Source organism: Pseudomonas asuensis (genome assembly GCF_014646755.1).
Lineage (GTDB): Bacteria > Pseudomonadota > Gammaproteobacteria > Pseudomonadales > Pseudomonadaceae > Chryseomonas > Chryseomonas asuensis.
Map to the genome: position 1 here is coordinate 1 of NZ_BMNW01000018.1, position 21,338 is coordinate 21,338.

General features: G+C 57.7%; 28 protein-coding genes and 2 pseudogenes. 2 read left to right on the forward strand and 28 right to left on the reverse strand.

Features of this window, described 5'->3' with window-relative positions:
* The 28 genes and pseudogenes from IEX86_RS22885 to IEX86_RS23020 form a co-directional block, all read right to left on the reverse strand.
* Nucleotides 1–455: pseudogene (locus IEX86_RS22885) on the reverse strand (phage tail tape measure protein); the annotation flags it as partial.
* 52 nt (nt 456–507) lie between these two features.
* The gene (locus IEX86_RS22890) at nt 508–627 is read right to left on the reverse strand and encodes a GpE family phage tail protein (protein ID WP_188868483.1); all 120 of its coding nucleotides are present in this window, start codon (nt 625–627) and stop codon (nt 508–510) included.
* Nucleotides 628–635: 8 nt separating this feature from the next.
* Nucleotides 636–974: a phage tail assembly protein gene (locus tag IEX86_RS22895; protein ID WP_188868484.1), complete on the reverse strand. Its 339-nt coding sequence runs from the start codon at nt 972–974 to the stop codon at nt 636–638.
* Nucleotides 975–1,055: 81 nt separating this feature from the next.
* Complete coding sequence (locus tag IEX86_RS22900; protein WP_188868485.1) at nt 1,056–1,571, reverse strand: phage major tail tube protein; 516 nt, start codon at nt 1,569–1,571, stop codon at nt 1,056–1,058.
* Between the two features lie 49 nt (nt 1,572–1,620).
* Nucleotides 1,621–2,787: a phage tail sheath protein gene (locus IEX86_RS22905; protein WP_188868486.1), complete on the reverse strand. Its 1,167-nt coding sequence runs from the start codon at nt 2,785–2,787 to the stop codon at nt 1,621–1,623.
* A gap of 114 nt (nt 2,788–2,901) precedes the next feature.
* Entirely contained in the window at nt 2,902–3,315 is a 414-nt protein-coding gene (locus IEX86_RS22910) for a response regulator (RefSeq protein WP_188868487.1), read from the reverse strand.
* 198 nt (nt 3,316–3,513) lie between these two features.
* Entirely contained in the window at nt 3,514–3,918 is a 405-nt protein-coding gene (locus IEX86_RS22915) for a response regulator (RefSeq protein WP_188868488.1), read from the reverse strand.
* Between the two features lie 72 nt (nt 3,919–3,990).
* The gene (locus IEX86_RS22920) at nt 3,991–4,947 is read right to left on the reverse strand and encodes a hypothetical protein (protein ID WP_188868489.1); all 957 of its coding nucleotides are present in this window, start codon (nt 4,945–4,947) and stop codon (nt 3,991–3,993) included.
* 57 nt (nt 4,948–5,004) lie between these two features.
* Nucleotides 5,005–5,433, reverse strand: coding sequence for a hypothetical protein (locus IEX86_RS22925; protein ID WP_188868490.1), 429 nt, complete (start codon nt 5,431–5,433; stop codon nt 5,005–5,007).
* The gene (locus IEX86_RS22930) at nt 5,430–6,020 is read right to left on the reverse strand and encodes a DUF4376 domain-containing protein (RefSeq protein ID WP_188868491.1); all 591 of its coding nucleotides are present in this window, start codon (nt 6,018–6,020) and stop codon (nt 5,430–5,432) included. Before IEX86_RS22930 ends, IEX86_RS22925 begins: the two co-directional genes overlap by 4 nt.
* Before the next feature lie 6 nt (nt 6,021–6,026).
* Complete coding sequence (locus IEX86_RS25455; protein ID WP_268239886.1) at nt 6,027–7,955, reverse strand: phage tail protein; 1,929 nt, start codon at nt 7,953–7,955, stop codon at nt 6,027–6,029.
* Nucleotides 7,952–8,560 (reverse strand): phage tail protein I, encoded by a 609-nt coding sequence (locus IEX86_RS22940; protein WP_188868492.1) that lies wholly within the window; start codon nt 8,558–8,560, stop codon nt 7,952–7,954. The genes IEX86_RS25455 and IEX86_RS22940 overlap by 4 nt, the downstream gene beginning before the upstream one ends.
* Nucleotides 8,557–9,474: a baseplate J/gp47 family protein gene (locus IEX86_RS22945; protein WP_188868519.1), complete on the reverse strand. Its 918-nt coding sequence runs from the start codon at nt 9,472–9,474 to the stop codon at nt 8,557–8,559. The genes IEX86_RS22940 and IEX86_RS22945 overlap by 4 nt, the downstream gene beginning before the upstream one ends.
* Before the next feature lies 1 nt (nt 9,475).
* Nucleotides 9,476–9,817 carry a GPW/gp25 family protein gene (locus IEX86_RS22950; protein WP_188868493.1) on the reverse strand — a complete coding sequence of 114 codons (342 nt, stop codon included), beginning with the start codon at nt 9,815–9,817 and terminating at the stop codon, nt 9,476–9,478.
* The gene (locus IEX86_RS22955; protein WP_188868494.1) at nt 9,814–10,371 is read right to left on the reverse strand and encodes a phage baseplate assembly protein V; all 558 of its coding nucleotides are present in this window, start codon (nt 10,369–10,371) and stop codon (nt 9,814–9,816) included. The genes IEX86_RS22950 and IEX86_RS22955 overlap by 4 nt, the downstream gene beginning before the upstream one ends.
* 74 nt (nt 10,372–10,445) lie before the next feature.
* Nucleotides 10,446–11,801 (reverse strand): Fic family protein, encoded by a 1,356-nt coding sequence (locus tag IEX86_RS22960; RefSeq protein WP_188868520.1) that lies wholly within the window; start codon nt 11,799–11,801, stop codon nt 10,446–10,448.
* An 84-nt stretch (nt 11,802–11,885) separates the two neighbouring features.
* Complete coding sequence (locus IEX86_RS22965) at nt 11,886–12,338, reverse strand: phage virion morphogenesis protein (RefSeq protein ID WP_188868495.1); 453 nt, start codon at nt 12,336–12,338, stop codon at nt 11,886–11,888.
* Nucleotides 12,335–12,868, reverse strand: a complete 534-nt coding sequence (locus IEX86_RS22970; protein ID WP_188868496.1) for a phage tail protein — start codon at nt 12,866–12,868, stop codon at nt 12,335–12,337. The genes IEX86_RS22965 and IEX86_RS22970 overlap by 4 nt, the downstream gene beginning before the upstream one ends.
* Nucleotides 12,861–13,154 (reverse strand): Rz1-like lysis system protein LysC, encoded by a 294-nt coding sequence (gene lysC, locus IEX86_RS25205; RefSeq protein ID WP_308423912.1) that lies wholly within the window; start codon nt 13,152–13,154, stop codon nt 12,861–12,863. The genes IEX86_RS22970 and lysC overlap by 8 nt, the downstream gene beginning before the upstream one ends.
* Nucleotides 13,048–13,407 (reverse strand): annotated as a pseudogene (locus IEX86_RS25210) (Rz-like lysis system protein LysB); the annotation flags it as partial. The gene lysC and the pseudogene IEX86_RS25210, both read right to left, overlap by 107 nt.
* A 133-nt stretch (nt 13,408–13,540) precedes the next feature.
* Nucleotides 13,541–13,768 (reverse strand): hypothetical protein, encoded by a 228-nt coding sequence (locus IEX86_RS22985; protein ID WP_188868499.1) that lies wholly within the window; start codon nt 13,766–13,768, stop codon nt 13,541–13,543.
* Nucleotides 13,765–14,577, reverse strand: coding sequence for an N-acetylmuramidase domain-containing protein (locus IEX86_RS22990; protein ID WP_188868500.1), 813 nt, complete (start codon nt 14,575–14,577; stop codon nt 13,765–13,767). Before IEX86_RS22990 ends, IEX86_RS22985 begins: the two co-directional genes overlap by 4 nt.
* Nucleotides 14,574–14,915, reverse strand: a complete 342-nt coding sequence (locus tag IEX86_RS22995) for a phage holin, lambda family (protein ID WP_229685465.1) — start codon at nt 14,913–14,915, stop codon at nt 14,574–14,576. Before IEX86_RS22995 ends, IEX86_RS22990 begins: the two co-directional genes overlap by 4 nt.
* A gap of 5 nt (nt 14,916–14,920) precedes the next feature.
* Nucleotides 14,921–15,142, reverse strand: a complete 222-nt coding sequence (locus IEX86_RS23000) for a tail protein X (RefSeq protein ID WP_188868501.1) — start codon at nt 15,140–15,142, stop codon at nt 14,921–14,923.
* On the reverse strand, nt 15,142–15,603 hold the full coding sequence (locus IEX86_RS23005) for a head completion/stabilization protein (RefSeq protein WP_188868502.1): 462 nt from the start codon (nt 15,601–15,603) through the stop codon (nt 15,142–15,144). Before IEX86_RS23005 ends, IEX86_RS23000 begins: the two co-directional genes overlap by 1 nt.
* A 100-nt stretch (nt 15,604–15,703) precedes the next feature.
* Complete coding sequence (gene gpM, locus IEX86_RS23010; RefSeq protein ID WP_188868503.1) at nt 15,704–16,402, reverse strand: phage terminase small subunit; 699 nt, start codon at nt 16,400–16,402, stop codon at nt 15,704–15,706.
* A gap of 3 nt (nt 16,403–16,405) precedes the next feature.
* Nucleotides 16,406–17,416 (reverse strand): phage major capsid protein, P2 family, encoded by a 1,011-nt coding sequence (locus IEX86_RS23015; RefSeq protein ID WP_188868504.1) that lies wholly within the window; start codon nt 17,414–17,416, stop codon nt 16,406–16,408.
* 27 nt (nt 17,417–17,443) lie between these two features.
* Nucleotides 17,444–18,286, reverse strand: coding sequence for a GPO family capsid scaffolding protein (locus IEX86_RS23020; protein WP_188868505.1), 843 nt, complete (start codon nt 18,284–18,286; stop codon nt 17,444–17,446).
* A 177-nt stretch (nt 18,287–18,463) separates the two neighbouring features.
* Between IEX86_RS23020 and IEX86_RS23025 the strand changes: the two genes are divergently transcribed.
* Nucleotides 18,464–20,224, forward strand: a complete 1,761-nt coding sequence (locus IEX86_RS23025) for a terminase ATPase subunit family protein (RefSeq protein ID WP_188868506.1) — start codon at nt 18,464–18,466, stop codon at nt 20,222–20,224.
* Nucleotides 20,224–21,252, forward strand: coding sequence for a phage portal protein (locus IEX86_RS23030; RefSeq protein ID WP_188868507.1), 1,029 nt, complete (start codon nt 20,224–20,226; stop codon nt 21,250–21,252). Before IEX86_RS23025 ends, IEX86_RS23030 begins: the two co-directional genes overlap by 1 nt.
* Nucleotides 21,253–21,338: the final 86 nt, after the last annotated feature.

The following is a 21,338-nucleotide window of genomic DNA, read 5'->3' on the forward strand; positions in this document are numbered from 1 at the left end:
TGGCCCAGCCGCTCCTGCTGCGCAGCGACCGATTTCATCCGTTCCTGCTGGCGTTTGTAGGCCTGGGTGGTGGCTTCGATCTTGCTCTTGAGCTGGCTTTCGCTGCCGGCCAGGTTGCGGGTATCGACGCCGGCTTCGCGCAGTTTGGGTATCAGCCGCTGCAGCTCGGCGCGCTGCTCGGTGTGCTTGTTCTTCAGCCGCTCTACTGCCGCGCTGGCATTGATAAAGGTGCGCTGAAAGGCCGCTGAGGGTGCGTCGGTTGCCTTGAGCTGCTCCTGATACTGCCTGAGCTTTTGCTGGGCGCGGGCGAGTTCTTCGCCGGTCTGCCGCACGGCATCATGTTGCTTGCGGTAGTTGCCGATATCGGACTGCTGGGCGTTCAGGGCTTTAACCTGGTCGCGGGCGGCTTTCAGCGCTTTAGCCGTGCTGTTACTGCCGGCCATGATGCGCTTCATAGGCGCGGTCACTTTGTCGAGTGCCGACAGCAGCACTCGGATCTGTAGGCTATTAGCTGCCATCGGGGTTTACTCGCTTACGGGCGCGTTCACGCCAGTCCATTAGTTCAGCCAGGCCCAACTCATCCAGTTGGGCGGGCTGCCAGTGAAAGGTGATGGCGAGATCCGCCATCGCATCCTCTACATACCGGGGGAGAGTTCCTCCTTCAGTGACTTCTTCAGCAAAAAACTGCTGATCTTGGCTCCTATCTGAACCAGGTCGGCCGGATCCATCGAGCGGGCTTCGGCTTCGGTGATCGAGGGCAGGCTGATACGCGGCACCACCTTGATAATTGCGGCCACGTCCAGGCTTAAAAGATCGGAGAGGGACACGCCGCGCAGCTCGCCCGCCTTGGGTTTACGCAGCCTGAGTTCGGTGATCTGTTGTTGGCCACGGAGGATGAATTCGTCCAGGATGATAAGATTTGGATCTTCAACAGCGGGGGCCTGGTCCAGTGTTTCAGTCGTTGCGGTAGTCATGGTTTGTTTTCCTGCCTTTCAGAAAGCCCGCCGAAACGGGCAAATTTGGAATTTAGAAATTTCTAATTCGAAAAAATGGGCTTACATGCCCAGCGCTTTACGCTGGCCTTCCAGGCGATCGACGCCGCCGACCTTCTCAATGAAATTGAGCAGATCGATCTCGATCACGACTTCGCCGTCTACGGTCAGCTTGTAGTAGGTGCAGGGGGTGGTGATCTTGTGCTCGGTGTCTTCGCCTGGGGCCGCATCGCCCATTTCGATGGTCTCGTGACGACCACGCACAACGATCTCGACCGAGGTATCGGTAGCGGTATCGTCCTGCTGAAAGGAGCCGGCAAAGCGCAGCATCACGCCGCTGGCGTTGGTGATACCGAACTGCTTGAGCACGGTCACATCCAGGCCGCCAAGGGTCCATTCCAGCTGCAGTCCGTCATCGCTCATGCCAAAGTCGACCTTGACGGGGCCATTCATGCCGCCGCCTCGGTAGCTTTCCATCTTGCGACCGAGAGAGGGCAGGGTGACGCTCTTGGCTTGACCAAGGTAGTTGTAGCCCTCGTTAAAGAAGTTCACGTTTTTAAGTTTGTGGGGCAGGGCCATAGCGGCAGCTCTCCTGGGGCGCGTCCGAAAACGCGCTTATGCAAAGGGGTTAGGAATTCACGCGGTCGGCAAAGCTCGACAGGTACGAGTCGGTGATGCGCTGCCGCAGGGTCAGGTCTTCCAGGGGCGGGACCGGGGTGTAGTCGTAGTCCAGGCGCAGCTGGCCAGCCTTGAGGGTGTCCTTGGTGTTGGCCTCTTCGTCGTACCAGCACTCGCCGCCGAGCAGATAGCCCTGGGCCGTGAGGTCGCGTAGCTTGGCGTTGATGCCTTCGATGATGTCGCGGACCAGGCTCGGGTGCATGGGCTTGTCCACAAACGTGAAATGCGCCTCGGCCATGGTGTCCATCAGCACCTGGGCGGTGCGGGTGTAGTTCTCGAAGGCGAACAGCGAGTCGTCAGTGGTGGTGCGCGAGCCCCAGAAGCGATAGCCGCTCTGGTTGATCAGCGTGGTGACTTCGTGGCTGTTGAGGTAGTTGCTGTCGGTGGAAGGGTCCTGCAGATCAAAGAAGACATCCTTGCTGATGCCGGTCACGCCATTGACCGGAGCGTTGGACAGGGTCTTGTGCCAGCCGACCTCTTTATCCAGTTGCGCACGCAAACCCAGCGCGCGGGCGGTTGCGTTGGCCGTGACAGTCTTGTTTTGCGAGGTGCTCCAGGCGAGGAAGTCAGGCCAAAGCAGCATGAGTTCGCGCGCACCAAACTGGTTACGGTAGGCCACGGCCTCTTCCATGGTTTCGCAGTTCCAGGCGCTCGCGTACACAAAGGCGCGCAGCTTTTGGGCAATGCTGACTAGGGCAGCAGTGACAGCTTGTGTATCCAGACCGGGCACGCCCAGGATGCGAGGCGTAACGCCCAGTTGAGCCTTGGCAGACAACAGAGCTTTCATGCCGGTGTATTTGCCGTTCGCGGATCCGCCGATAATGTTGGAAACGGTCTCGGCTTCGGTTGCGCCTTCCGGGACGCGGACCAGGACGGTGACCGGCTTGGACTGGTCGGCAATCGCCTGCAGTGCTTCGGCCATGGTGCCCTTGGTGCCGGCCTTGCCGGCAGCGCTCTGGACGTTGGTGATCAGGACGGGGGTGTTCAGGGGGAATACAGCGGCATCGGCGTCGTCTGCAGTGACGACCATTCCGACAATCGCGGTAGAAACAGTGGAGATAGAGCGCGTGCCCTCGTTGATTTCTTGGACACGGACGCCGTGTAAATAGTCGGCCATTGGGGGTGTGCCTGCGCAGGTGAATGACACCGGCAAGGCTGAGGGAAACCCGCGCTGGGTTCATCAGGCGCGGGTTGTAAGACGGGGATTTACAAGATTGAGGACAATGGAGAGTTAAGGCTGATCGTCAGATGCGTTTCCTTGGGACTTGATCAGTGCTTTGATAACTGCGTCTTGTAAAGCATCGACAGTCCATGGCTTATGTAAAAAGGGCGCTGGCTGCTCGAGTTTGACTAGTCGTTCCGCATCGTAGCCAGAGGTTAAAACCACATTGATATGGGGCCACTTTTTACAAACGATATTAGCCAGATCAACCCCATCCAGGTGTCCTGGCATTCGTATGTCAGTCACTAATAAAGCAATCTCCCCAGCTTTCTTTTCAAGCAAATCATACCCGGCATCAGCTGAGGGTAAGGCAACTATCTGTACGTCTAGCTCCTTTAATACTTCAATAATCAATCGACGCAGAAAAACTTCGTCTTCAACAACGAGGATGGTCTTGTTTGAAAGAGCCTTGTCTGCATTCATATCTAAAGGGAGTCACACCATTTTATCTTGTTCAAAATGGTGTGACGAATGGCAATAAGTACATGTTTTGTATAGTTATTTAAGGTGATTTGTCTAAAATATGTTTAATATTTCTAGAAACTAGAATCAGCAAATGGCTGCTGTAAGCGGAGAGAAACTCGCATAAGATTCATAAGCCACGAGTTTTAATATTAGGTACTAGGTAGAGGAAGGATCAGCCTCGTCCAATACTTTGAGTACCACCCCACGCAACTGATCAATCGACCACGGTTTTGCTAAGAATTGGTCAAAACCGTTGAGACTAGCAAGTGAGTTTGTGTCATGACCCGAGGTCAGCACAATTTTGATGTGAGGCCATGTACTAGCCACTAGCTTTGCCAGATCGAGGCCATCTAGTCGCCCTGGAGTACGAACGTCTGTTATCAAAACAGCTACGTTGTGACCATGTTCTTGTAGAAAGGAATAACCATCATCAGCGGTAGGAAGAGCCTCTATCCCTGAGCCAATAGGGTCCAGCACCTCTGCCATCAAAAACCTTAGATAGTCTTTATCTTCGATGATAAGAATCTTTTTTTCGATGGTGCATTTGCCTACTCCATTCATATTACCGCTACCTCTCAGAGAGCTGAGTTGAAAACCTCTGTACGGGTAAGTGTAGACAAAACTTGGTCGGGCTTAGCCTGACAAGGCTTTCGATTTCTTTACTTTTCTCAGCTTGGCTAGCCGCTTCGAGCGACGGACATTTCTGTAAATATTAGGTACTTCATGAATTGGAGCAGTAAGCAGGCGAATGGACCAATAAGCTCGGCCCGTTGTTTTAAGCAGTAGCCTTCGCTCTTTGCGATCAGCCAACTCTAGAAGCTCTTTGATGAACGAATAGAACTTAGGCTGACTTAGAAAATCATCGTCCATGTTCTCAGCAAGAATCCGGCCTATCGCTTTTATGCTGCTCCAGATGGCAGCGAGCGGGATAATACAAATCGCTATGGGCACGACGATTAATTTAAAGAGCGCTCCGTACCAAAATTCAAAGCTATCCCATAAATTAGGGAGACCTTGATAGAAGTTATCCTTATCTATCAGTGCTACAACGACACCGGCCACGATAGCCAGGACCCCGGCGAGATAAGTGGCAAGGTTACTGCTTGACGGCAAGCGAAAAAATTTCCGAGCCTTTTGGACATCCGTCTCTCCAGCATTAAGCTGAATTTCACGTCGCCACTTCCATTCCTCAATCAGGCTTTTAGCCAATTTCTCTAGGCTTTCCTGAGGGCCAAATAGAGCCTCGATTCGCTCGTATTTAGCTCGGTTGATCATCGTCACAGCGGCACGGAAGCTAGCTGGCCTCACTTGCGGATATAACCGTTTGCAGCGTTGCTGGTCGACCTCGCATATGACCTGCAAAAAGCTAGGTACAAGGACAAAAAACTCAAAGCCCAACGAGACATAAGGCAGATGAGAATAGGTCTGGGATTTTAAGACAATGGTGTTGATTGCATTAAAGATCAATGAGCCAACAATCAACGCGGCAAGCAGTGCAACCAGCCAAAATATGCGCATAGAAAACGCATAGCCTGGTAAAAGGCTGAACTCTTTTTGAAAGGTTTTGATCTTGTGGGGAAGCGCTCGCACAGGCTTTAGTCCGTTAATGCCGAGGCAAGCAGGATACAAAAGTGAAATGTGATCTATCTAGCAGTTTTCTCTGGTAGCTGCCCAGCGGATACATTCAGCCAGACTGCCGGGCGAGTAGCGCTGCGGCTGTTCCAGGCCGATCACTTGGGCACAGAATTCCGAGCAGAACCACTTCGATGGGCTCTGGATACCGACCGGCAGGATCTGGCTACCCAGAATTCCGATCCAGTCATATCCCGCACCTTGCTCAGCCTGCAGCAACTCCTCGACGACCTCTTCGCGCATCCAGGGCAACGGCAGGAAGTCCCAGACCGCTGGATCCTGCTCAATGAGCTTGGCCCGCACTCCACCGTCGCGCGGTGAGCTGCTGGCAAAGCGGCCATCCAGCAGGACCAGTTCGCAGTGCGAATAGGGGCTGCGCGTCCAGATCCGGATCAGTTTGTCGTAGAGATCGCCCGGTGCCTTGTAGAGGGCCAGCTGGATCATGCGGCTACCTCATCTTTAGGCCAGATGATGGCTGCTACTTCGGCTGCGGTCCTAGCGGCTTCCACCTGCTGCTCTAGCACGATCTTTTGCGCAATAGCGGCGTTGATCGCGCTCTTGCCATCCACACCGACCTGCTGGATCTGCGTGGCCGTGTGTGCCTGATAGGCCCACTTACCCTGGGCATCGGCGCACCAGAATGGCGTGCTCCAGGACGCATCGACACCGGGCAGGATCGAGGCCAGTACCGAGGCCTGCAGGTTGGACTGGTCGGTTGGCTTGGCCGGGTAGGTGTAGACCTCACCCAGTGCATCTGAGGTGAAACCTGCCGCGATCTGGGCCGCACAGGCGGTTTCCAGTTCGGCCAGCTTGGCCGCAACCGCCTGCTCAAGCGGAATCACCAGCTCAGGTGCAGAGGTGACCAGCCTGCCGCTGTAGTCTACCCAGCAATTAGCGCTGGAGTAGGTATCCCATTGCTTTGGGGTTAGCTCAACCAGCAGCTCAGCGGGCGGCAGGTTTACGTCAAAGGCCTCGGTATCAAACCAGCCCAACACAGCGCGATTATTAGGGTCGAAATAGGCGTAACGCATGATTGATTACCACTCGATTAGCATAAAGCCGGGCATGCCGGCAGAACCTGCACCACCTGCACCGGCTGAGCCGTAGCAGGCACCGCCACCGCCTCCGCCAGTACCGAAACCTACAGCCCCGGTCGCAGAGGCCCCCAGACCACTCCCGGCCCGGCCCGAGCCACCGCCAACACCGTAGGGGCCATTGCCGCCGGCACCCCCATCGCCGCCAATGCCAGGCGAGCGACCATCGGTGCCGCATGAGCCGCCTGGGCTACCCGCTGCACCGCCTGCGCCGGTTTGCGCTGCTGCGCCGCCGCCACTACCACCGGTGCCGCCACTCAAAGGAAGAAGGCTGCTCGATGCGCCGGAGAGGGTTAGCGTGGTGTTGCCACCCGGTCCGCCATTCCCACCAGCGCCCCCATTGGCACCGGAGATACCCGCTGCGCCGCCGGCTCCAATGGCGATGTTCCAGACCTGGCCTGGCGTAACGGCGACCGGGACGCGAATAGCGACATACCCTGAGCCGCCGCCACCACCGCCGCCGGAGTAATTGGCGTTATAGCCCGCTCCACCGCCGCCGCCTCCACCGCCGGCACAGGCCGAGACGTACATCAGGGTTACGCCGGCCGGGACGGTAAACGATCCGTTGGCACCGTATCGAGCCATCCCCTTGAGCTGGGTGATGCCTTTTTTCAGGAACACAGGACCGTTGCTGTAAACCATTTTCCAGGCGCTTTCGCCGGTGGAAACCAGGGTGACGGTCTCGTTAGGCGTCATCCTGTAAGGTGCAACGCTGGTATCCAGCCCATCCAGAACCAGCGAATCCTTACCCTGAGTGGTCAGGGAAAAGCTGTTCATTGCGGCCGAGGCATGCGCGAGGGTAAAGGTCGTTCCGGGCGGTACGGAGCCGGCCAGGGGCAGCGTACCGACTACATCTCCAGTACCCTGATGGGTGACCAGGTGGACTCCGCAGTCGGCACCGGTAAACGTGGTGTTGGCCGAAACTGCGTTCCAGCCGCTGAAGTGCCCCGAGTTCAGCCTGAAGAACTCACTGGTAATGAACTGCTTGCTGTTGTCGAAACGGGGCGGCGTTTGCCCTTTGACCGGCCCGGTAAAGGTGCCGCCGCTGGTAGGCATGTAACCTTGGGTAATGTCGGCAAAGCTCAGCGCGGTACTCCCCAGGGTAATGGGTGCATCGGTGATGAGCTTCCAGATCGTGTCCGCCTGCGTTGCGCCCTGCTCGACATAGACGGTCAGGCCCGGCGTCACCTCGGCGCTTTCGTCTGCATCGGCCGCGCGAAGCCAGCCGCCGGTGCTGGCGACATACAGCCCGTTCCCGTTACCTGTGGTCTGGTTCTTAACCAGGACGCGGTCACCCGCGACCAAGGCGATGCCATCAATCGTCTGCAGGCCGCTCAGGGTGATGTTGGCCGTAGTGGCCGCGCGGACCGACTGCTTGTTGTCCAGCCGGTTGATGGCCACGGTAATGGCATCATCGACATAGCCACGCGTAGCCAGCACAACGCTCGGGTCGATCTTGAGTTCGACGTTTGAGGTGCTGCTAACAATCAGGACCATGCGCAGGACCTGAGTACGGCCGGAACCTTCGGCCAGCTGCGGCTTGTAGCTGGGCGGGGTATTGGCCACCGCAATCAGGTTGCCATCGGCATCGATCAGGCCCATCTCGCGGATCCAGCTGCCGCCGGTGGTTTCGGGGATGACCAGCTCGGCAATAACCTGGCTGCTGTTGACCTTGTCCACGGTCAGGCTGTTAAGCCCGGCGCGATACCATTCGCCCTTGAGCGCGGTCTGGTTACGGTCAGGGGTAGGCACACTACCGCCGCCGTCGCCTACGGCCATCTTGCTGATCTTGAGGGTGGTGTTTAGCGCTGCCGCGTTGGCCAGCTTGGCCTCGCCAATAGCGGTGAGGATGGCAAAATAGGTCTGACTCATGGGTAGATGCTCAGGGTGTCGATATCATGGGAAATGCCGCCGGCCGCATAGCTGCCGCCGACCACAATGGCTTCGGGTTGGTAGGCGTAAACGGTGAGCGTCTCGCCCTGGTAGGTGGCAATGCCGATATAGGGCGTACCGCGGGTTTCGAGGCTGACGGCAAGACCCGTCAGGTGCCGGCTCAAGGGCTTGGCGTCATCGATGAGCAGGCCCAGGCCGTCATACATTTCCTCGGTGATGCCGCTGTCCAGCACACCGATATCCAGCTTGAAGGTGCCGGGCGTGGCCTGGGGTGATTCCTGCCACCACTCGCGGACGCGGATCAGGTAGCCCAGTGGCTCGACCACCCGGCGTACAGCACCGATGGTGCCCTTGTGGGAATGGACGAAGTACGCGGCTTTGATGACCTCGCGCTTGGTCTTCTCCGACCAGGCGCTGTCCCAACGATCCACTGAGCGCGCCCAGGCCAAATACGGCAACAACTCCAGCGGGCAGCGGTCTGGATCCACCAGGTCACGCAGTGGGATGGGCACGCGCTTGATCTCGGCCAGGGCATCGGCCGCTAGCCGTTCCAATTTGGTCGAGTTAGCTGGCAGCAGCGTCATGCCTGGTCTCCCAGAATGACGCTGGTTCCGGTGCAGTAGCCCGCCTGGGCACTGGTGGGAACGATATCGGTCCAGCCGTCCAGCTCGACCTTGGAAACACCGGCCACATGCAGCGCAGCATCCAGGCCGGAGCGGGCCACGATTACGCCCAGGCGGCGACGGCGATTCACGTAGCTGGCCAGGTTCTTCTCGGCCGTTTGCAGGATCAGCTCGGACTCGGCCCCGGTATTCTCCAGGTACAGCCTGGCCTTGACGCTATAAGGCAGGATCTCGGCGGACTGGACGGTGACGCGATCCCCCAATGGGCGGACATCGTCATCGTTAAGCGCCTCGGCCACGGTGGCCAGTAGCTCAGGGGAAGCCGTGCCGTCGCCGATGTAAGACTGAACGGTGACAACCACCACAGCTGGGGAAGGGCTGACCGCCGAGGCGTCAGCTACCTGGCCGCTGGCATTACGGGCATGCAGGATATAGGCATTACGCGGACCGGCTACGCTCAGGCCCTCCCAGGCCATCTGCACGCGTTCACGCAGGGCATCATCGCCTTCCATCACCGCTGCGGTTGGCGGCACGCTGGTGGTATCGGCCGGGGTAATGGTCAGGCGGGTCAGGTTGACGCCGCCGGCGATCTGCTCGAGGTCAGTGCCGGTGGCCTTGGCCAGCATGGTGCCTAGGGCGGCCTCGTTGACCCGTTGCCGCAGCAATAGCTCGCGGTAGGCATTCTCCTGCAGCAGCTTGACCAGGGGCTCGGATTCCAGCTCCAGGCGCGCGGCCAGGGTGGCCTGCTGATCGGCCGGGTACAGGGCAATCAGCGCCGCCTTACGCTCGGCATAAATACTTTCAAAGTCCAGCTGCTCAACAATGGTGGGTTCGGGCAGCTGGGAGAGGTCAATCGGGGTAAAGGTGCTGGCCATATCAGACTCCACCAAAGGCTAGGGGAACGCGAAGGCTCACGGCGGCATCGCTCACCGTGCTATAGCCTTCCAGGTCGACGGCGGCTTGGCCCGGCCGACTGCCCAGCGACAGGCCGATACGGGTCAGGCGCAGACGTGGCTCCCAACGCATCAGGGCCATAACGGCCACGGCCTTGGCTTCCAGCGCGGTGGCATCGTTCAGGGGCTTGTCGATCAGCTCGAAGAGGTCGCAGCCGTAGCTTCTGCGCATAAGCCGTGAACCCACGGGCGTGGTGAGAATGTCGCCCACGGACTGCTGCAGGTGCTCGATGTCGGTCAGGGCGAGGCCGGTGCTGCGGTTCATTTGAGCGGTGCTCCCGACTGCCCGGAACCAGGCTCGACGTTGCCGTGCGGGTGCTTAACCAGGCTGATACCGGCCGCGATGACATCGTTCGAGACGGTTACCAGGCCGCTGATATCTACATCGCCCAGGATCGAGACGCCGCCGGGGGCGGTGAGCCGGACCTTGCCTCCATCGGGCAGCGTGGCCATGAGCGTATGGCTCTGGCTGTCGTACTCGACCACGGCACCGTCTGAATAGGATCGGCGATGCAGGCCAGCGCGGTCGGCATTGGCTGGATGCTGCTGGCTGAATAGCCCGGTCAAGGCGATGCCCTGGGCGGTTTGTCCAGAGGGGCTGAATAGCACAACCTGCTCGCCTACGGTGGGTGGGTCCCATTCGGTATCAGCACCGGCGCGAAAGGCGACCCAGGGCAGCCAGCCGGTCAGCAGCTCACCACTCCTGACGCGTAGGCGTGGAGGTCGGTTGTCTTTGAGACTGCCATGGTCCACTTCGGCAACGGTGCCAAGGCGGATCAGGTTCTCGATCAGGCGGGAAAGGGCGGCGTATTCATTCATGCCGCCAAGGATGAAAGGGACGAGCGAGGCGTGCAGCTAGTTGAGGTTGTAAAAGCCTGTTTTACAAGAAGTAGTCAAGGCTTCCAGTTCTTTATAATGTCAGTTGTGGGCTTCATCGAGAAAACCCACTCTCTACCAATCTTAACCTTTTTAAAAAGCTTAAGCTCAACCAAACCATTTAATATCGACGAAGCAGTATTATATGAACAATTAAGATTTTCTTTAACATTCTGTGCTGTAAACTCCTGAGCGCGCCCACTCTTTGCAACCTGCAGAACAACCTTTTGCTTATCAGTAAGCTTTCCAAACAAACCTGACTCATAAAGAAAAACGTTGAATTTATTCATATCATCCAGCGTTTCTTCATAGGCTCTCTTGAACTCTTCAATAGCCCTTATTATTATTCTACTCTGATAATCAACGAAATAAGTAAGATCCATATCATCTGTTTCAGTATAGAGATAACTTTTCCCATACTGAATAGGAGCAGATTTTAGCAAAGTACTAATCGCTATATATCTAAAAGCCGCAAAATCATGCTTAAACAAAAACCAATAGAATAATGATCTAGCTACTCTTCCATTTCCATCATGAAATGGATGCTCATAACCAATAGCAAAATGCAGAATAATTCCTTTTATTAATGGGTGTAAATAAACATTACTGTTACTGACACTATGGTTTGTATTAACCCATTTTACTAGATCGTTAAGTCTTTTTTCCAAGCCCGCAGCTGGTGGCGGATTATGGACTACATTTCCATCACCGTCCTCTACCACTACATCATCCGTATTTCTGAAGGCGCCTGGATGATATTTTTCATCATCTATACCTTCCACCCCAACTTGATGAATTTCAGATATAAGATCAGTGGTCAGTTCCTCATGACGGCGTTTCCATGCACATTGCATCATCTTAAAATTACCGATGATCATTTTTTCATCAGGAGTTCTTGGCCCCCGGTTTCTTTTTAAGAGGTCCTTTGCAGCTTTTGTTGTTGTTGCAGCTCCCTCTAACTGACTACTGCTAATAGCTTCATCTTCAATTAGATCATTAAGTAAATAATGTATATGCTTTCTCTCACCAATCTTACTGCACATCCACTCTAAAGCCGCACCAGTCGTATGTCTGTCACTTTCAGAAGTTGCCATATGCATAGCTGGGGTAAGCATCAACTTACATAACTTTGGCGGTTCTCCTAAAGGCAGTACTTCACTAAGTTGCCTATCCCTAGCAGACTTTACTAAAGACCAAACAAGGCTATGGTCTAAGCCTTCAGGAATTCTAAAGCGGAGTTTATCAAAATGTTGGTATCTGCCTTTAGAATCAAGAGCAGCATATAACTGCATATAATCATCTATTTTATTAGGCGCCTTTTCGGTGATTTCCACCATAGGCATACGTATTCTGGCCGGTGGTGTCTTGATCATAGTCATCTCAAAAATAAAGCCATTTGAGATGAGCATACATCAGCCATTGCATTCTGTCTCAATTTGTACGATTTCTGAGACAAACTACATAGCAAGCGTGTCCAACACAGTGTTTTGTACGATATCTAGGTCTGTCTTACACAAGCCCAGCAGCTCACGTTTGGCATAACGGACATCCGGCGCACCACGTTGAGCGCGGTCCTTCAAACCGTACTGATGTACCCTGGCGATCCGGGCGACCCGGCCGGTAAAGCCGACCGTCACGGCCTGCTCGCTACCTTGTGCTTTCAAGTAGCGGGCCATCTTTAGCTTCTGGAACATCTTCTTTTTGATCCGGCCCTGCTTGCCACGAAGGGCGCGCGGCTTGCGCTTTTCATACGCTGAGCCATCCGGATTCTTTTGTGCAGTGACACGCTTGGCCTGGCTTTTACGGATCTCGCGGGCCGCCTCCCTGGCCAGTCGAGTGCGCTCCTGGGGCTCAATCTTTGCCAGCAGCGGACTCAACCAGGTTTCCAGCGCGCTCAGGTCGTCACTCATAACCCGCTGCTCCGCTTGAGCTGTGGCGTCTCCAGGGCCATGGCATCGCTGCCGTCTGGCGTCTGCCACTCGGCCAGGAGTTCATCGCCGGCATAGACCTGGAACAGGCCAGAGGCTTCTACTTCGGTGTATTGCGGCTCGCCGGCATGGGTGAGCGAATAGGTGCCGTTGTCTTGCCGCTTCACAATCACCCGCTCGGTCAACGGCAGAGTGATCGACATATCCACCTTGCTCTTGTCCAGGATGTCGACCTCGAAGCGGATTCCCTCAGCCGATTTATCCAGGTTGGCCAAGAGCTCCGACTGGTTTGTCCGGACCCAGGCCAGCAGCGGTAGCACCACCGCGTCCGGGTGGCCGGCAAAGTCAGTCAGGATGATCTGCAGCTCGTAGTTGTACTCATAGGACAGGCTGGCCGCAGCGGTACAGCGCACCTTGCCCTGGTCGATAAAGATCAGCAACCGGTCGGGGTTGTGCCTGAGTTCGGGCACGGCGGCCATGAGATGAGCGCGCAGGCTTTCCGGCTTATTCATGCAGGCCTTCCTGGTAATCAACAATCATATCGATCTTGGCGGCGCAGACGGCCCAGTCGTGCTCGATAGTTTCGATATCCCCGAGCAGCTCGCCGTTACGGGTGGGGTTGGTCTGGGACAGGGTGCAGCGAGTCACTACCGGACAGCCACTGACGATAAGCTGAGACGCCGGTAAGGGTGGGACGCTGCCGCAACTGGCGAGCAGCACTAGGCAGCTGACCAGCAGCCCAGTCTTTAAACGTTTGGTTTTCATCTTCCAGTTCCTTGAGTCGGGCCTTGCGTACATCGATCTCGCGGCGCAGGTCGGCCTGGACGGTTTGCAGCTGCCGTTGGGCATCGCGTTCGCCCTGCAGCGTGTGGGTGAGGGTGTCGATGATGTGTTGCCGGTCGAGATTGGCCTGCTCGGCCTGGGTGGCCCGGCTCTCGGCACTGGCCTGGGCGGCCTCGGCCATCTCCAGGCGCAGGTGCTGGATCCAGAGGAACCCCGCCAACGCAACGAGTAGGGCCAGACCGTAGCCGAGTTGTTTGAGCATGCTCATAATGCGTCACAGCCCAGCTTTAAATAGACATCTAAAAAATCGAGGGCAACCTGCAGCCCTGTCAAACCAAGGTTAAGCCATAGTAATTTGACCAAAATCCGGGCGTACCGGGCGCTGATAAAGATGGAGATTTTCATGCGTGTGCCCACCCTAACCAGGAAGAATCTGCGTGCTCGGTAGAAAGCATCGCGCGGTCGAACTGCTCCAGCTCGCCCAGGACGATCAGGCACCGGATACCGGGCAGGGCCAGGTGCAAGGCTTCACCAAACTCATTGGCTGTTTCGTACGGTGTGTCTGCCGAAAATACAAACACATCGCCATCCTGCGGCCGCAGCCGACGGATCTGATTAACGTCGATCATGCGGCCTCCTTGGCCAGATCCTCGGCTGCGTGCCGCTCATAGGCGCGGGCCAGCTTGATGTCATAGAGGTTTCGCTTGTAGGCAGGACCGTTATACAGCTCGGCCACCTTGGCCCATTTGCGTGCCTTGAGCGCGTTATGCAGGGCGGTGTCAGCCAGGATGAAGCGCACAAAGGCCTCCAGCTGCTGGCCTTCGCTTTCGCTCATCGCAGCCACAAAGGCCTGCACCGACTCATAGCCCAGATGCTGCCAGTGATAGCCCATGATCTGGAACGCCCCCCAGGAGGCGGACTCCAGCGCGGCGGTCTCATCGATCTGCCGGGCCAGGGCCAGGCGCTGCCATTCGGCCGTACCGCCGGAATATCCTCCGGCCGTAGTGTTGACCAGGTTGGGGTATTGAGCCTCCAGCTTGGAGATATCGTGGCCAGCGGCCTGCAGTCGTTCCCGGAAGACGTGCCGCTCAAACAGGATCTTGGCCTTGCCATTAGGCAAGAAGCCCTGGCCCTGGCTTTCCACTTCGTTGATGGCGTATACGCTGGCCAGCGATACCTCAAGTTGACCTGCTGCCTTGAGCAGATCGCTGTGCTGCAGGTGCTTGGTATCGTTGACACCCAAGAGGCGCGCCTGGGTCTTGGGACCGGCAATGCCATCAGCCACCAGACCCGCCTTTAATTGATAGGCCTTAACGGCAGCCTCGGTGCCGTCGCCATAGATGCCATCCAGGCGCAACTGCGCGCCCTGTTTATTCAGGGCATTCTGCAGGTCGATGACGGGCTGGCCTTTGTCGCCGTGCTTTAAGGTGACGGTCATTGCGCATCCTCTACCTTTTTGCTCAGGTAGCGGTCAGCCAGGCGGCGGACGCCTTCTACCCCCAGCAGGCCAATAACGCCGCCAAAGAACGGGGCGGCGGTCTGGGCAATACCAAAGAAGTCCAGGCCGGAGCTGGTGGCCAGGCTAATGGCTCCGCACAGCGGGGCTTCCAGAAGGACCTGGCGGAAATTGCCGCCGCCGTAGAGGACGCGTAGAGCCGCCACCGTGCAGCCCAACAGGCCCGCATAGATCGTGCTCCATTCTGTTTGCAGCCGGGCGATCAGCCAGGCGTAGATATCGAAATTTTCGGGAGGCATGGTGGGCTTCTCGTTATTCATGGTGATCAATCCCAGAGGTTCACCTGCTGCGCCTCTTGGGCTTCAGCGGTTGTGGTGGATACGTCTGGCAGGGTGACGGGGTGTCCGATCGGCAAGACTGGCCCTAGCTCGGCGAGGCCCGGATTGGCCTCCAGGACCTGCTCGGTGACGCCGGCGGTTGCGCCGTAGTGCCTCCAGCAGAGCCGGTCGAGGGTATCGTTTTGCTGTGCGCGGACCGTGGTGGCCATCAGATAAGCTCCACCGTGCTGCGGCCCAGGCCGAGCAGGTCGCGGATGGCCCAGCGGGCATCGCGGCGGTACTCATCAATGCTTGGCGTGAGTTCGTCAGCGCTTTGGCTTCCTGCCTTGGTGGTGTCGTAGCTACGGTAACGCTCGTAGAGTTCCGAGCAGGCCAGGCACGACACAGCGCGGGTATAGAGCTGCACCAGAAGGCTCTGTCCTGATATCGAATCCGAAGGGACTTCAGCCAGCGAGGCATAACCGAGCAATGTGTTACGCGCCTTGAACGCGACCAGGTCGCGGTTGGCAGAAATCATTGCGCCGGTAATGGCGACCTGCAGACGGGTATCCGTGACGCTTGAGTCGATCCGTTGGGCTGCGCGCAGCTGATTGGCATCGATATCCGGCCACCAGCCGTCATTGATCACGGTGAGTTCGGAGGCCTGGGCTACTGCTATAAAACCGCTCATGGTGCCGCCTTAAGAATGGGTCGCCGGTGGTCAGGGCTTTTCTGCGAAGCACTAGGTTTGCAGTCAGCCCTGAGCCGGCGGGGTGCGCGGGGACGCTCGTTTAGCCGGGGGTTCCGGCGTGTTTCTTCAGGAGGCGCTCGGCGCGCTCCAGATCTTTTTTTCCGCCGCAGCGGTCATGCAGGCCGATGGCCTTTTGCAGGGATTCGATGGCCGCCTGGAGCTGGCCAGGCTGGCCGGCGCTGTCGTCATCGATGCCATGGAGTTCTGCCTTGCCGATGGCCAGGTACAGCTTGGCCCTGGCCTCGTCAGGCATATCCTCTGCAGCGGTAAGTTCGGCGGTACGCTTCAAGGTCTCCAGGTCAAAGGTCTCGCCGGCCTTTTGCGCATTGAGCGCAGCGGTGGCGACTTCCTCGGCGACCAGGCAGCCAGTGGTCCGGGCGAAGCGATCCGGCATGACAAGGCCCTTGCCCAACACATAGCCCGCCACATCCAGCGCACCGGCGTAGTCGCCGGCGTCGATACGCCAGATCATGACCGTGGTCATGACCTCGTCCTGCGCGCCCTGGCCTGCGGACAGCACGCCGGCCACATAGTCCTCGTACTCGGGCAAGAGCTGCCGCTTGAGTTCGGCCTTGCCCTGGGCAGACTGGATCTGCTTTAGGCGCAGGCGGTCCTGGAGCAACTTGGCCAGCTGCAGCTCATAACGGGTGGCCCCTTCCATGGAGCCATGCGGTGAGGCCTCAGCGGCCTCCCTGGCAGCGCGCTTGCGCAGCTGGGTACGTTGAGCAAGGGTCAGCATGGGTTACACCGCCTCGACGTGTTCAGCCAGGGCGACCAGACCAAAGTCCTCGATCACATAGGCATCGTTCGAGGACTGGTAATCCGCGATGCGGTCGTACTCCGGCTCGTCTTTCAGATAACGACGGCGGCCGCCTTCCTGAACGTAGATCGACAGGTTGACCAGCGTCGTGACCAGAATGGTTCCTTCGGGGAAGAACGGTGCATCAACCACCGGCAAGCCACCTAGGCGCGCCTTGGCGACGATCTGGTCGGCAGCGTTGGCCTCGACGTTGGACGCACCACCCTTCTCAACTGCGGCCAACAGTTTGTTGTGCATGAGATCGCGGGAGATCAGGACGACCAGGTCCGGACGGCTGCGGTGCCACGGCTCCAGCATCTGGACCAGGTCATAGACCAGGCCGTCCAGGGTCTTGTAATCACCCGTCGAGCCGACCTTGATCTTGCCCGAGCCTTCCGCGCCCTCTTCCAGCACGCGATCTGCTGCGCCTTCGCGAATCTTCTGCAGCCAACCCTTGTTCACGTCCTGCAGGAGGGGATTCTTACCAAGATCGGTCGCCGCTTCGGCGCTCTTGCCGTTAAAGCCAATCATGATGCGGTCAAGGGCCTGCCGCTCGGTGATGGCTTTGGACAGGCGCACCTGGAAGTCTGGAAATCTCGCCCAGGCATCGATCAGCTGGTAGGGAAACGCGCTGTCGAAGTTGGTCTGCTTGCAGCTGTAGCTGTCCTTGGTCAGCAAACTACGGTCCAGCGGATTGCGCCGGTTGCCGCCCTTGGTGTTAGTGCGGCTGGCAATCGGACCGTTCACGCCGAGCAGAATGGACTCGCCTTCCTGCTCGGTCACGGTGATGACATTGACCTTTTGCAGCAGCGCGTTGGACTCCTGAATGGCGGTTTCCAGCTTTTGCTGCACAGCCGGCGTGACGTTGAATTTCTGCTCGGCCGAGCTGACGCCATTGAGTTTGGCCACCTGACCCAGGAAGCCATTAAAGACAATACGTGTTTCTTTGCGCATGGGGTTCTCCCGAGAATGCGGCGGGTTTTAGTAAGCGGTGAGGATCTGGCCGGTGCTGCCGGTGGCCGGCGGACGCTGCTGCTGGCTGTGGTCGGCGGTCTTGCCCAGGGTGTCGGTGAGTTCGGTCAGACGGGCTTCAAGTGCTTCCAGGCCCTGGCTGAATTCGCCTTGCTGGGATTGCACCTTAGCGAGGTCCTCGCCCTGATCACGGACGTGGCCAGCCAGCTCGACCACGGCTTCGCCAAACTGGGTGAACTCTTGGTTGTCCTGGACTTGTTTGCTTTTGAACATGTCCTGGATGCGCGTGAACAAGGCCGAACCGATGGAGGCCTTCTCCTGCACTTCTTCCAGCTCGATGCAGGTTTCTTCGCAGGCGGTGAAAAGGTTGTCGGGAGACTGCTTGCGGGCTTTCAGGGGACTGGCTTCGGGGTTCTGAGCCGCAAACGAAAGCATTTCGGTGCCAATGCTGGCTGGGCTGTCGGTGACGGCCAAACCCACTAGGTACGCCTGGCCACTAGAGCCAAACTTCTCGTTCACCTCAATGGAGGTGTACACCTTTTGCTTAAGGTTATTGACTATGTTTACCAGGTCGTCGGTAGGCTCGATCTGGGCAAACAGGGCCAGCTTTTTCTCGCCATTGATCTCGACTTCGCCGGTAGACAGGGCCAGGACATCGCCATAGGCGCGGAAAGGCGAATCGGCCAGGGTGCTGCGGAAGTGCTCCATCCAGATGCGTGCGCCGTAGACCTTGGGGTCGTAATTGGCGGCCATCTGCTCAATCCAGCTGCGTTCAATCGTGCGGCCGTCCGTGGTTGCGCCTTCAACGGCAACACGGAATTGCTTGGAACGGAATTTCTTTTTAGTGCTCATGCCGTGAGGTCCTCAATGCGGGGTCGCGGGGTGCGTTGGCAGTGAGGGCATGGTCGTTTTGTGGGGCAGGCGCAGCAACGAGCCGGGGTTGTAGATCGGCTGTTTACAAGATGCGGCGCTAAGCAGATGAGGGACGAGGCGGCAGACTGACAGCCATCAAACACAGCCAGTCCCGTCATGAACGAAGCCACCCTTACCCTGCCGATGGATACTCGCCGCCAAGCCAAGTTCTTGTATTGGATGGGCTGGCGTATCTCTGAAATAGCCGAAACTACGGACGAGAAAGAAAAGACCCTGCACAGCTGGAAGACCCGCGACGAGTGGGACCGGGCCGATAACGTCGAGCGCATTGGCGGTGCGCTTGAGGCGCGCCTGGTACAGCTGATCCTCAAGGAAGCCAAAACCGGCGGCGACTTCAAGGAGATTGATCTGTTACACCGGCAGCTGGAGCGTCAGGCGCGGATTCAACGCTTCAAGGGGGGCGGTACCGAAACCGAGCTGAACCCAAACCTTGCCAAGCGTAACGAGGGGCCGAAAAAGCAGCCGAAGAAAAACGACTTTAGCGAAGAGGACATCGAAAAGCTGACCGAGGCCTTTGTGGATGGCTGCTTCGATTACCAGAAAGACTGGTATCGGACCATGAACCAGCGGACCCGGATGATCCTGAAAAGCCGGCAGATCGGGGCCACCTTCTACTTTGCCCGCGAAGCCCTGATCGATGCCCTGGTGTCTGGGCGAAACCAGATTTTCCTGTCAGCCAGTAAGGCCCAAGCGCATCAGTTCAAGAACTACATGCAGGCCTTCGTTAATGAAGTCCTCGGTCGTCAGCTCACCGGCGACCCCATCGTACTGCCCAACAATGCCGAACTGCATTTCCTGGGCACCAATGCCCGCACCGCCCAGGGACGCTCGGGCAACTTCTACTTTGACGAATTCTTCTGGACCTACAAGTTCGAGGAGCTGAACAAGGTTGCCTCGGGCATGGCCTTGCACAAGAAGTGGCGGAAAACCTATTTCTCAACGCCCAGCTCCATGGCTCATGAGGCCTATAAATGGTGGACCGGCGAGCGACTCAACAAAGGCAAGCCCACCGCGCAGCATCTTAAGATTGATGTCAGCCATGATTCGCTACAGCTAGGCAGGCTGTGTGAGGACAAGATCTGGCGACAGATCGTCACCATTCTGGATGCCGAGGCGCGTGGCTGTGATCTGTTCGACCTGGAAGAGCTGCGCATGGAGTATGCCGCCGAGGCCTTCCAGAACCTGCTCATGTGTGAGTTCGTTGATGACGGTGCGTCGATCTTTCCGCTGGCCATGCTGCAGCCATGCATGGTGGACAGCTGGGTCGAGTGGGCCGAGGACTACAAACCCTTTGCCCTGCGGCCGCTGGGTGATCGTCCGGTCTGGATTGGTTACGACCCGGCCGAAACCGGCGACACGGCTGGCCTGGTTGTCCTGGCTCCGCCGATAGTTCCCGGTGGCAAGTTCCGGGTCCTGGAGCGTCACCAGTTCAAGGGTATGGACTTTGCCGCGCAGGCTGAATTTATACGCAAGGTGACCCAGCGCTACTGGGTGACCTATATCGGTATTGATACCACCGGCATGGGCTCAGGCGTTGCGCAGCTGGTAAAGCAATTCTTTCCAGGCGTAACCACCTTTAGCTACTCGCCCGAGGTCAAGACGCGCCTGATCCTCAAGGCCTATGACGTGATCAAGAACGGCCGCCTCGAATTCGACGCCGGCTGGACCGACATGGCCGCTGCGCTCATGGCCATTCGCAAGACCATCACCGCAAGCGGTCGGCAGTTCACCTATACCGCCGGCCGCAGCGAAGAGACCGGCCACGCGGATCTGGCCTGGGCCTTATTTCACGCCTTACACAACGAGCCGCTCGAAGGGCAGACCGCTGCCAATACCGGCTTTATGGAGATTCACTGATGAGCACTACCCTTCAGGATCTACCGCCGGCGCCGGTGGCAGACAACGCCTTAAACCCTGCCGGCATCGAAGCCTTTACCTTTGGCGATGCCGTCCCGGTCCTCGACAGTCGCGAGGTGCTTGATTACCTGGAATGCTGGTACAACGGCCGCTATTACGATCCGCCGCTCTCGCTCGATGGCCTCGCCAAGTCCGTGCGGGCCAGCGTCTATTTGCAGTCAGGCCTTAACTTCAAACGCAACATGCTGGCCCGCACCTTTATTCCGCATAAGCTCCTGAGCCGCGCCGCCTTCGAGCAGCTGGTCCTGGACTGGCTGACCTTTGGTAATGCCTATCTGGAGCGCCGCCGCTCGATGCTGGGCAGCACGCTTACCCTCTCCCCTGTCCTGGCTAAATACATGCGCAGAGGCCTGGGCGATCAGTTCTATATGGTTCAGGCATGGAGAGAAGAACACGCCTTTGAGCCGGGGTCGATCTACCACCTGCGCGAAGTGGACATTAACCAGGAGATCTATGGCCTGCCGGAGTGGATCGCCGCGCTGCAGTCGGCGCTTTTGAACGAGTCGGCCACCCTCTTCCGCCGCAAGTACTACAACAACGGCAGCCACGCGGGCTTCATTCTCTACATGACCGACCCGGCCCAGAACGAGGGCGACGTGGACACCATGCGACAGGCGCTCAAGTCAGCCAAGGGACCGGGCAACTTCCGCAACCTCTTCATGTACTCCCCCAACGGCAAAAAGGACGGCATCCAGCTGATCCCGATCAGCGAAGTGGCGGCCAAGGATGACTTCGGCTCGATCAAGAACATCACCCGCGACGACATGCTCGCGGGCCTACGCATCCCGCCACAACTCATGGGCATCGTCCCGCAAAACGCCGGGGGCTTTGGCTCGATCCGGGATGCGGCGCTGATCTATGCCGCCAATGAACTCGAACCCGTCCAGGCGCGCCTGGCCCAGCTCAATGAGTGGATCGGTGATGAGGTGATCCGCTTTAAACCCTATGAACTCGCTTTACAGCAATAAAAAAATTGCCAAGGTTGAGGCTTAAGCTTTTTGTTGAGGGCGTTGAAATATATGGTGCTCGTCTGAACAACCATAGCAAGCTAACA

Bases quoted from the DNA above. Each gene is read 5' to 3' on its own strand.
- IEX86_RS22890 (WP_188868483.1), bottom strand. From the start codon at position 627: ATGGCGGATCTCGCCATCACCTTTCACTGGCAGCCCGCCCAACTGGAT.
- IEX86_RS22895 (WP_188868484.1), bottom strand. From the start codon at position 974: ATGACTACCGCAACGACTGAAACACTGGACCAGGCCCCCGCTGTTGAA.
- IEX86_RS22900 (WP_188868485.1), bottom strand. From the start codon at position 1,571: ATGGCCCTGCCCCACAAACTTAAAAACGTGAACTTCTTTAACGAGGGC.
- IEX86_RS22905 (WP_188868486.1), bottom strand. From the start codon at position 2,787: ATGGCCGACTATTTACACGGCGTCCGTGTCCAAGAAATCAACGAGGGC.
- IEX86_RS22910 (WP_188868487.1), bottom strand. From the start codon at position 3,315: ATGAATGCAGACAAGGCTCTTTCAAACAAGACCATCCTCGTTGTTGAA.
- IEX86_RS22915 (WP_188868488.1), bottom strand. From the start codon at position 3,918: ATGAATGGAGTAGGCAAATGCACCATCGAAAAAAAGATTCTTATCATC.
- IEX86_RS22925 (WP_188868490.1), bottom strand. From the start codon at position 5,433: ATGATCCAGCTGGCCCTCTACAAGGCACCGGGCGATCTCTACGACAAA.
- IEX86_RS22930 (WP_188868491.1), bottom strand. From the start codon at position 6,020: ATGCGTTACGCCTATTTCGACCCTAATAATCGCGCTGTGTTGGGCTGG.
- IEX86_RS25455 (WP_268239886.1), bottom strand. From the start codon at position 7,955: ATGAGTCAGACCTATTTTGCCATCCTCACCGCTATTGGCGAGGCCAAG.
- IEX86_RS22940 (WP_188868492.1), bottom strand. From the start codon at position 8,560: ATGACGCTGCTGCCAGCTAACTCGACCAAATTGGAACGGCTAGCGGCC.
- IEX86_RS22945 (WP_188868519.1), bottom strand. From the start codon at position 9,474: ATGGCCAGCACCTTTACCCCGATTGACCTCTCCCAGCTGCCCGAACCC.
- IEX86_RS22950 (WP_188868493.1), bottom strand. From the start codon at position 9,817: ATGAACCGCAGCACCGGCCTCGCCCTGACCGACATCGAGCACCTGCAG.
- IEX86_RS22955 (WP_188868494.1), bottom strand. From the start codon at position 10,371: ATGAATGAATACGCCGCCCTTTCCCGCCTGATCGAGAACCTGATCCGC.
- IEX86_RS22960 (WP_188868520.1), bottom strand. From the start codon at position 11,801: ATGATCAAGACACCACCGGCCAGAATACGTATGCCTATGGTGGAAATC.
- IEX86_RS22965 (WP_188868495.1), bottom strand. From the start codon at position 12,338: ATGAGTGACGACCTGAGCGCGCTGGAAACCTGGTTGAGTCCGCTGCTG.
- IEX86_RS22970 (WP_188868496.1), bottom strand. From the start codon at position 12,868: ATGAATAAGCCGGAAAGCCTGCGCGCTCATCTCATGGCCGCCGTGCCC.
- lysC (WP_308423912.1), bottom strand. From the start codon at position 13,154: ATGTACGCAAGGCCCGACTCAAGGAACTGGAAGATGAAAACCAAACGT.
- IEX86_RS22985 (WP_188868499.1), bottom strand. From the start codon at position 13,768: ATGATCGACGTTAATCAGATCCGTCGGCTGCGGCCGCAGGATGGCGAT.
- IEX86_RS22990 (WP_188868500.1), bottom strand. From the start codon at position 14,577: ATGACCGTCACCTTAAAGCACGGCGACAAAGGCCAGCCCGTCATCGAC.
- IEX86_RS22995 (WP_229685465.1), bottom strand. From the start codon at position 14,915: ATGAATAACGAGAAGCCCACCATGCCTCCCGAAAATTTCGATATCTAC.
- IEX86_RS23000 (WP_188868501.1), bottom strand. From the start codon at position 15,142: ATGGCCACCACGGTCCGCGCACAGCAAAACGATACCCTCGACCGGCTC.
- IEX86_RS23005 (WP_188868502.1), bottom strand. From the start codon at position 15,603: ATGAGCGGTTTTATAGCAGTAGCCCAGGCCTCCGAACTCACCGTGATC.
- gpM (WP_188868503.1), bottom strand. From the start codon at position 16,402: ATGCTGACCCTTGCTCAACGTACCCAGCTGCGCAAGCGCGCTGCCAGG.
- IEX86_RS23015 (WP_188868504.1), bottom strand. From the start codon at position 17,416: ATGCGCAAAGAAACACGTATTGTCTTTAATGGCTTCCTGGGTCAGGTG.
- IEX86_RS23020 (WP_188868505.1), bottom strand. From the start codon at position 18,286: ATGAGCACTAAAAAGAAATTCCGTTCCAAGCAATTCCGTGTTGCCGTT.
- IEX86_RS23025 (WP_188868506.1), top strand. From the start codon at position 18,464: ATGAACGAAGCCACCCTTACCCTGCCGATGGATACTCGCCGCCAAGCC.
- IEX86_RS23030 (WP_188868507.1), top strand. From the start codon at position 20,224: ATGAGCACTACCCTTCAGGATCTACCGCCGGCGCCGGTGGCAGACAAC.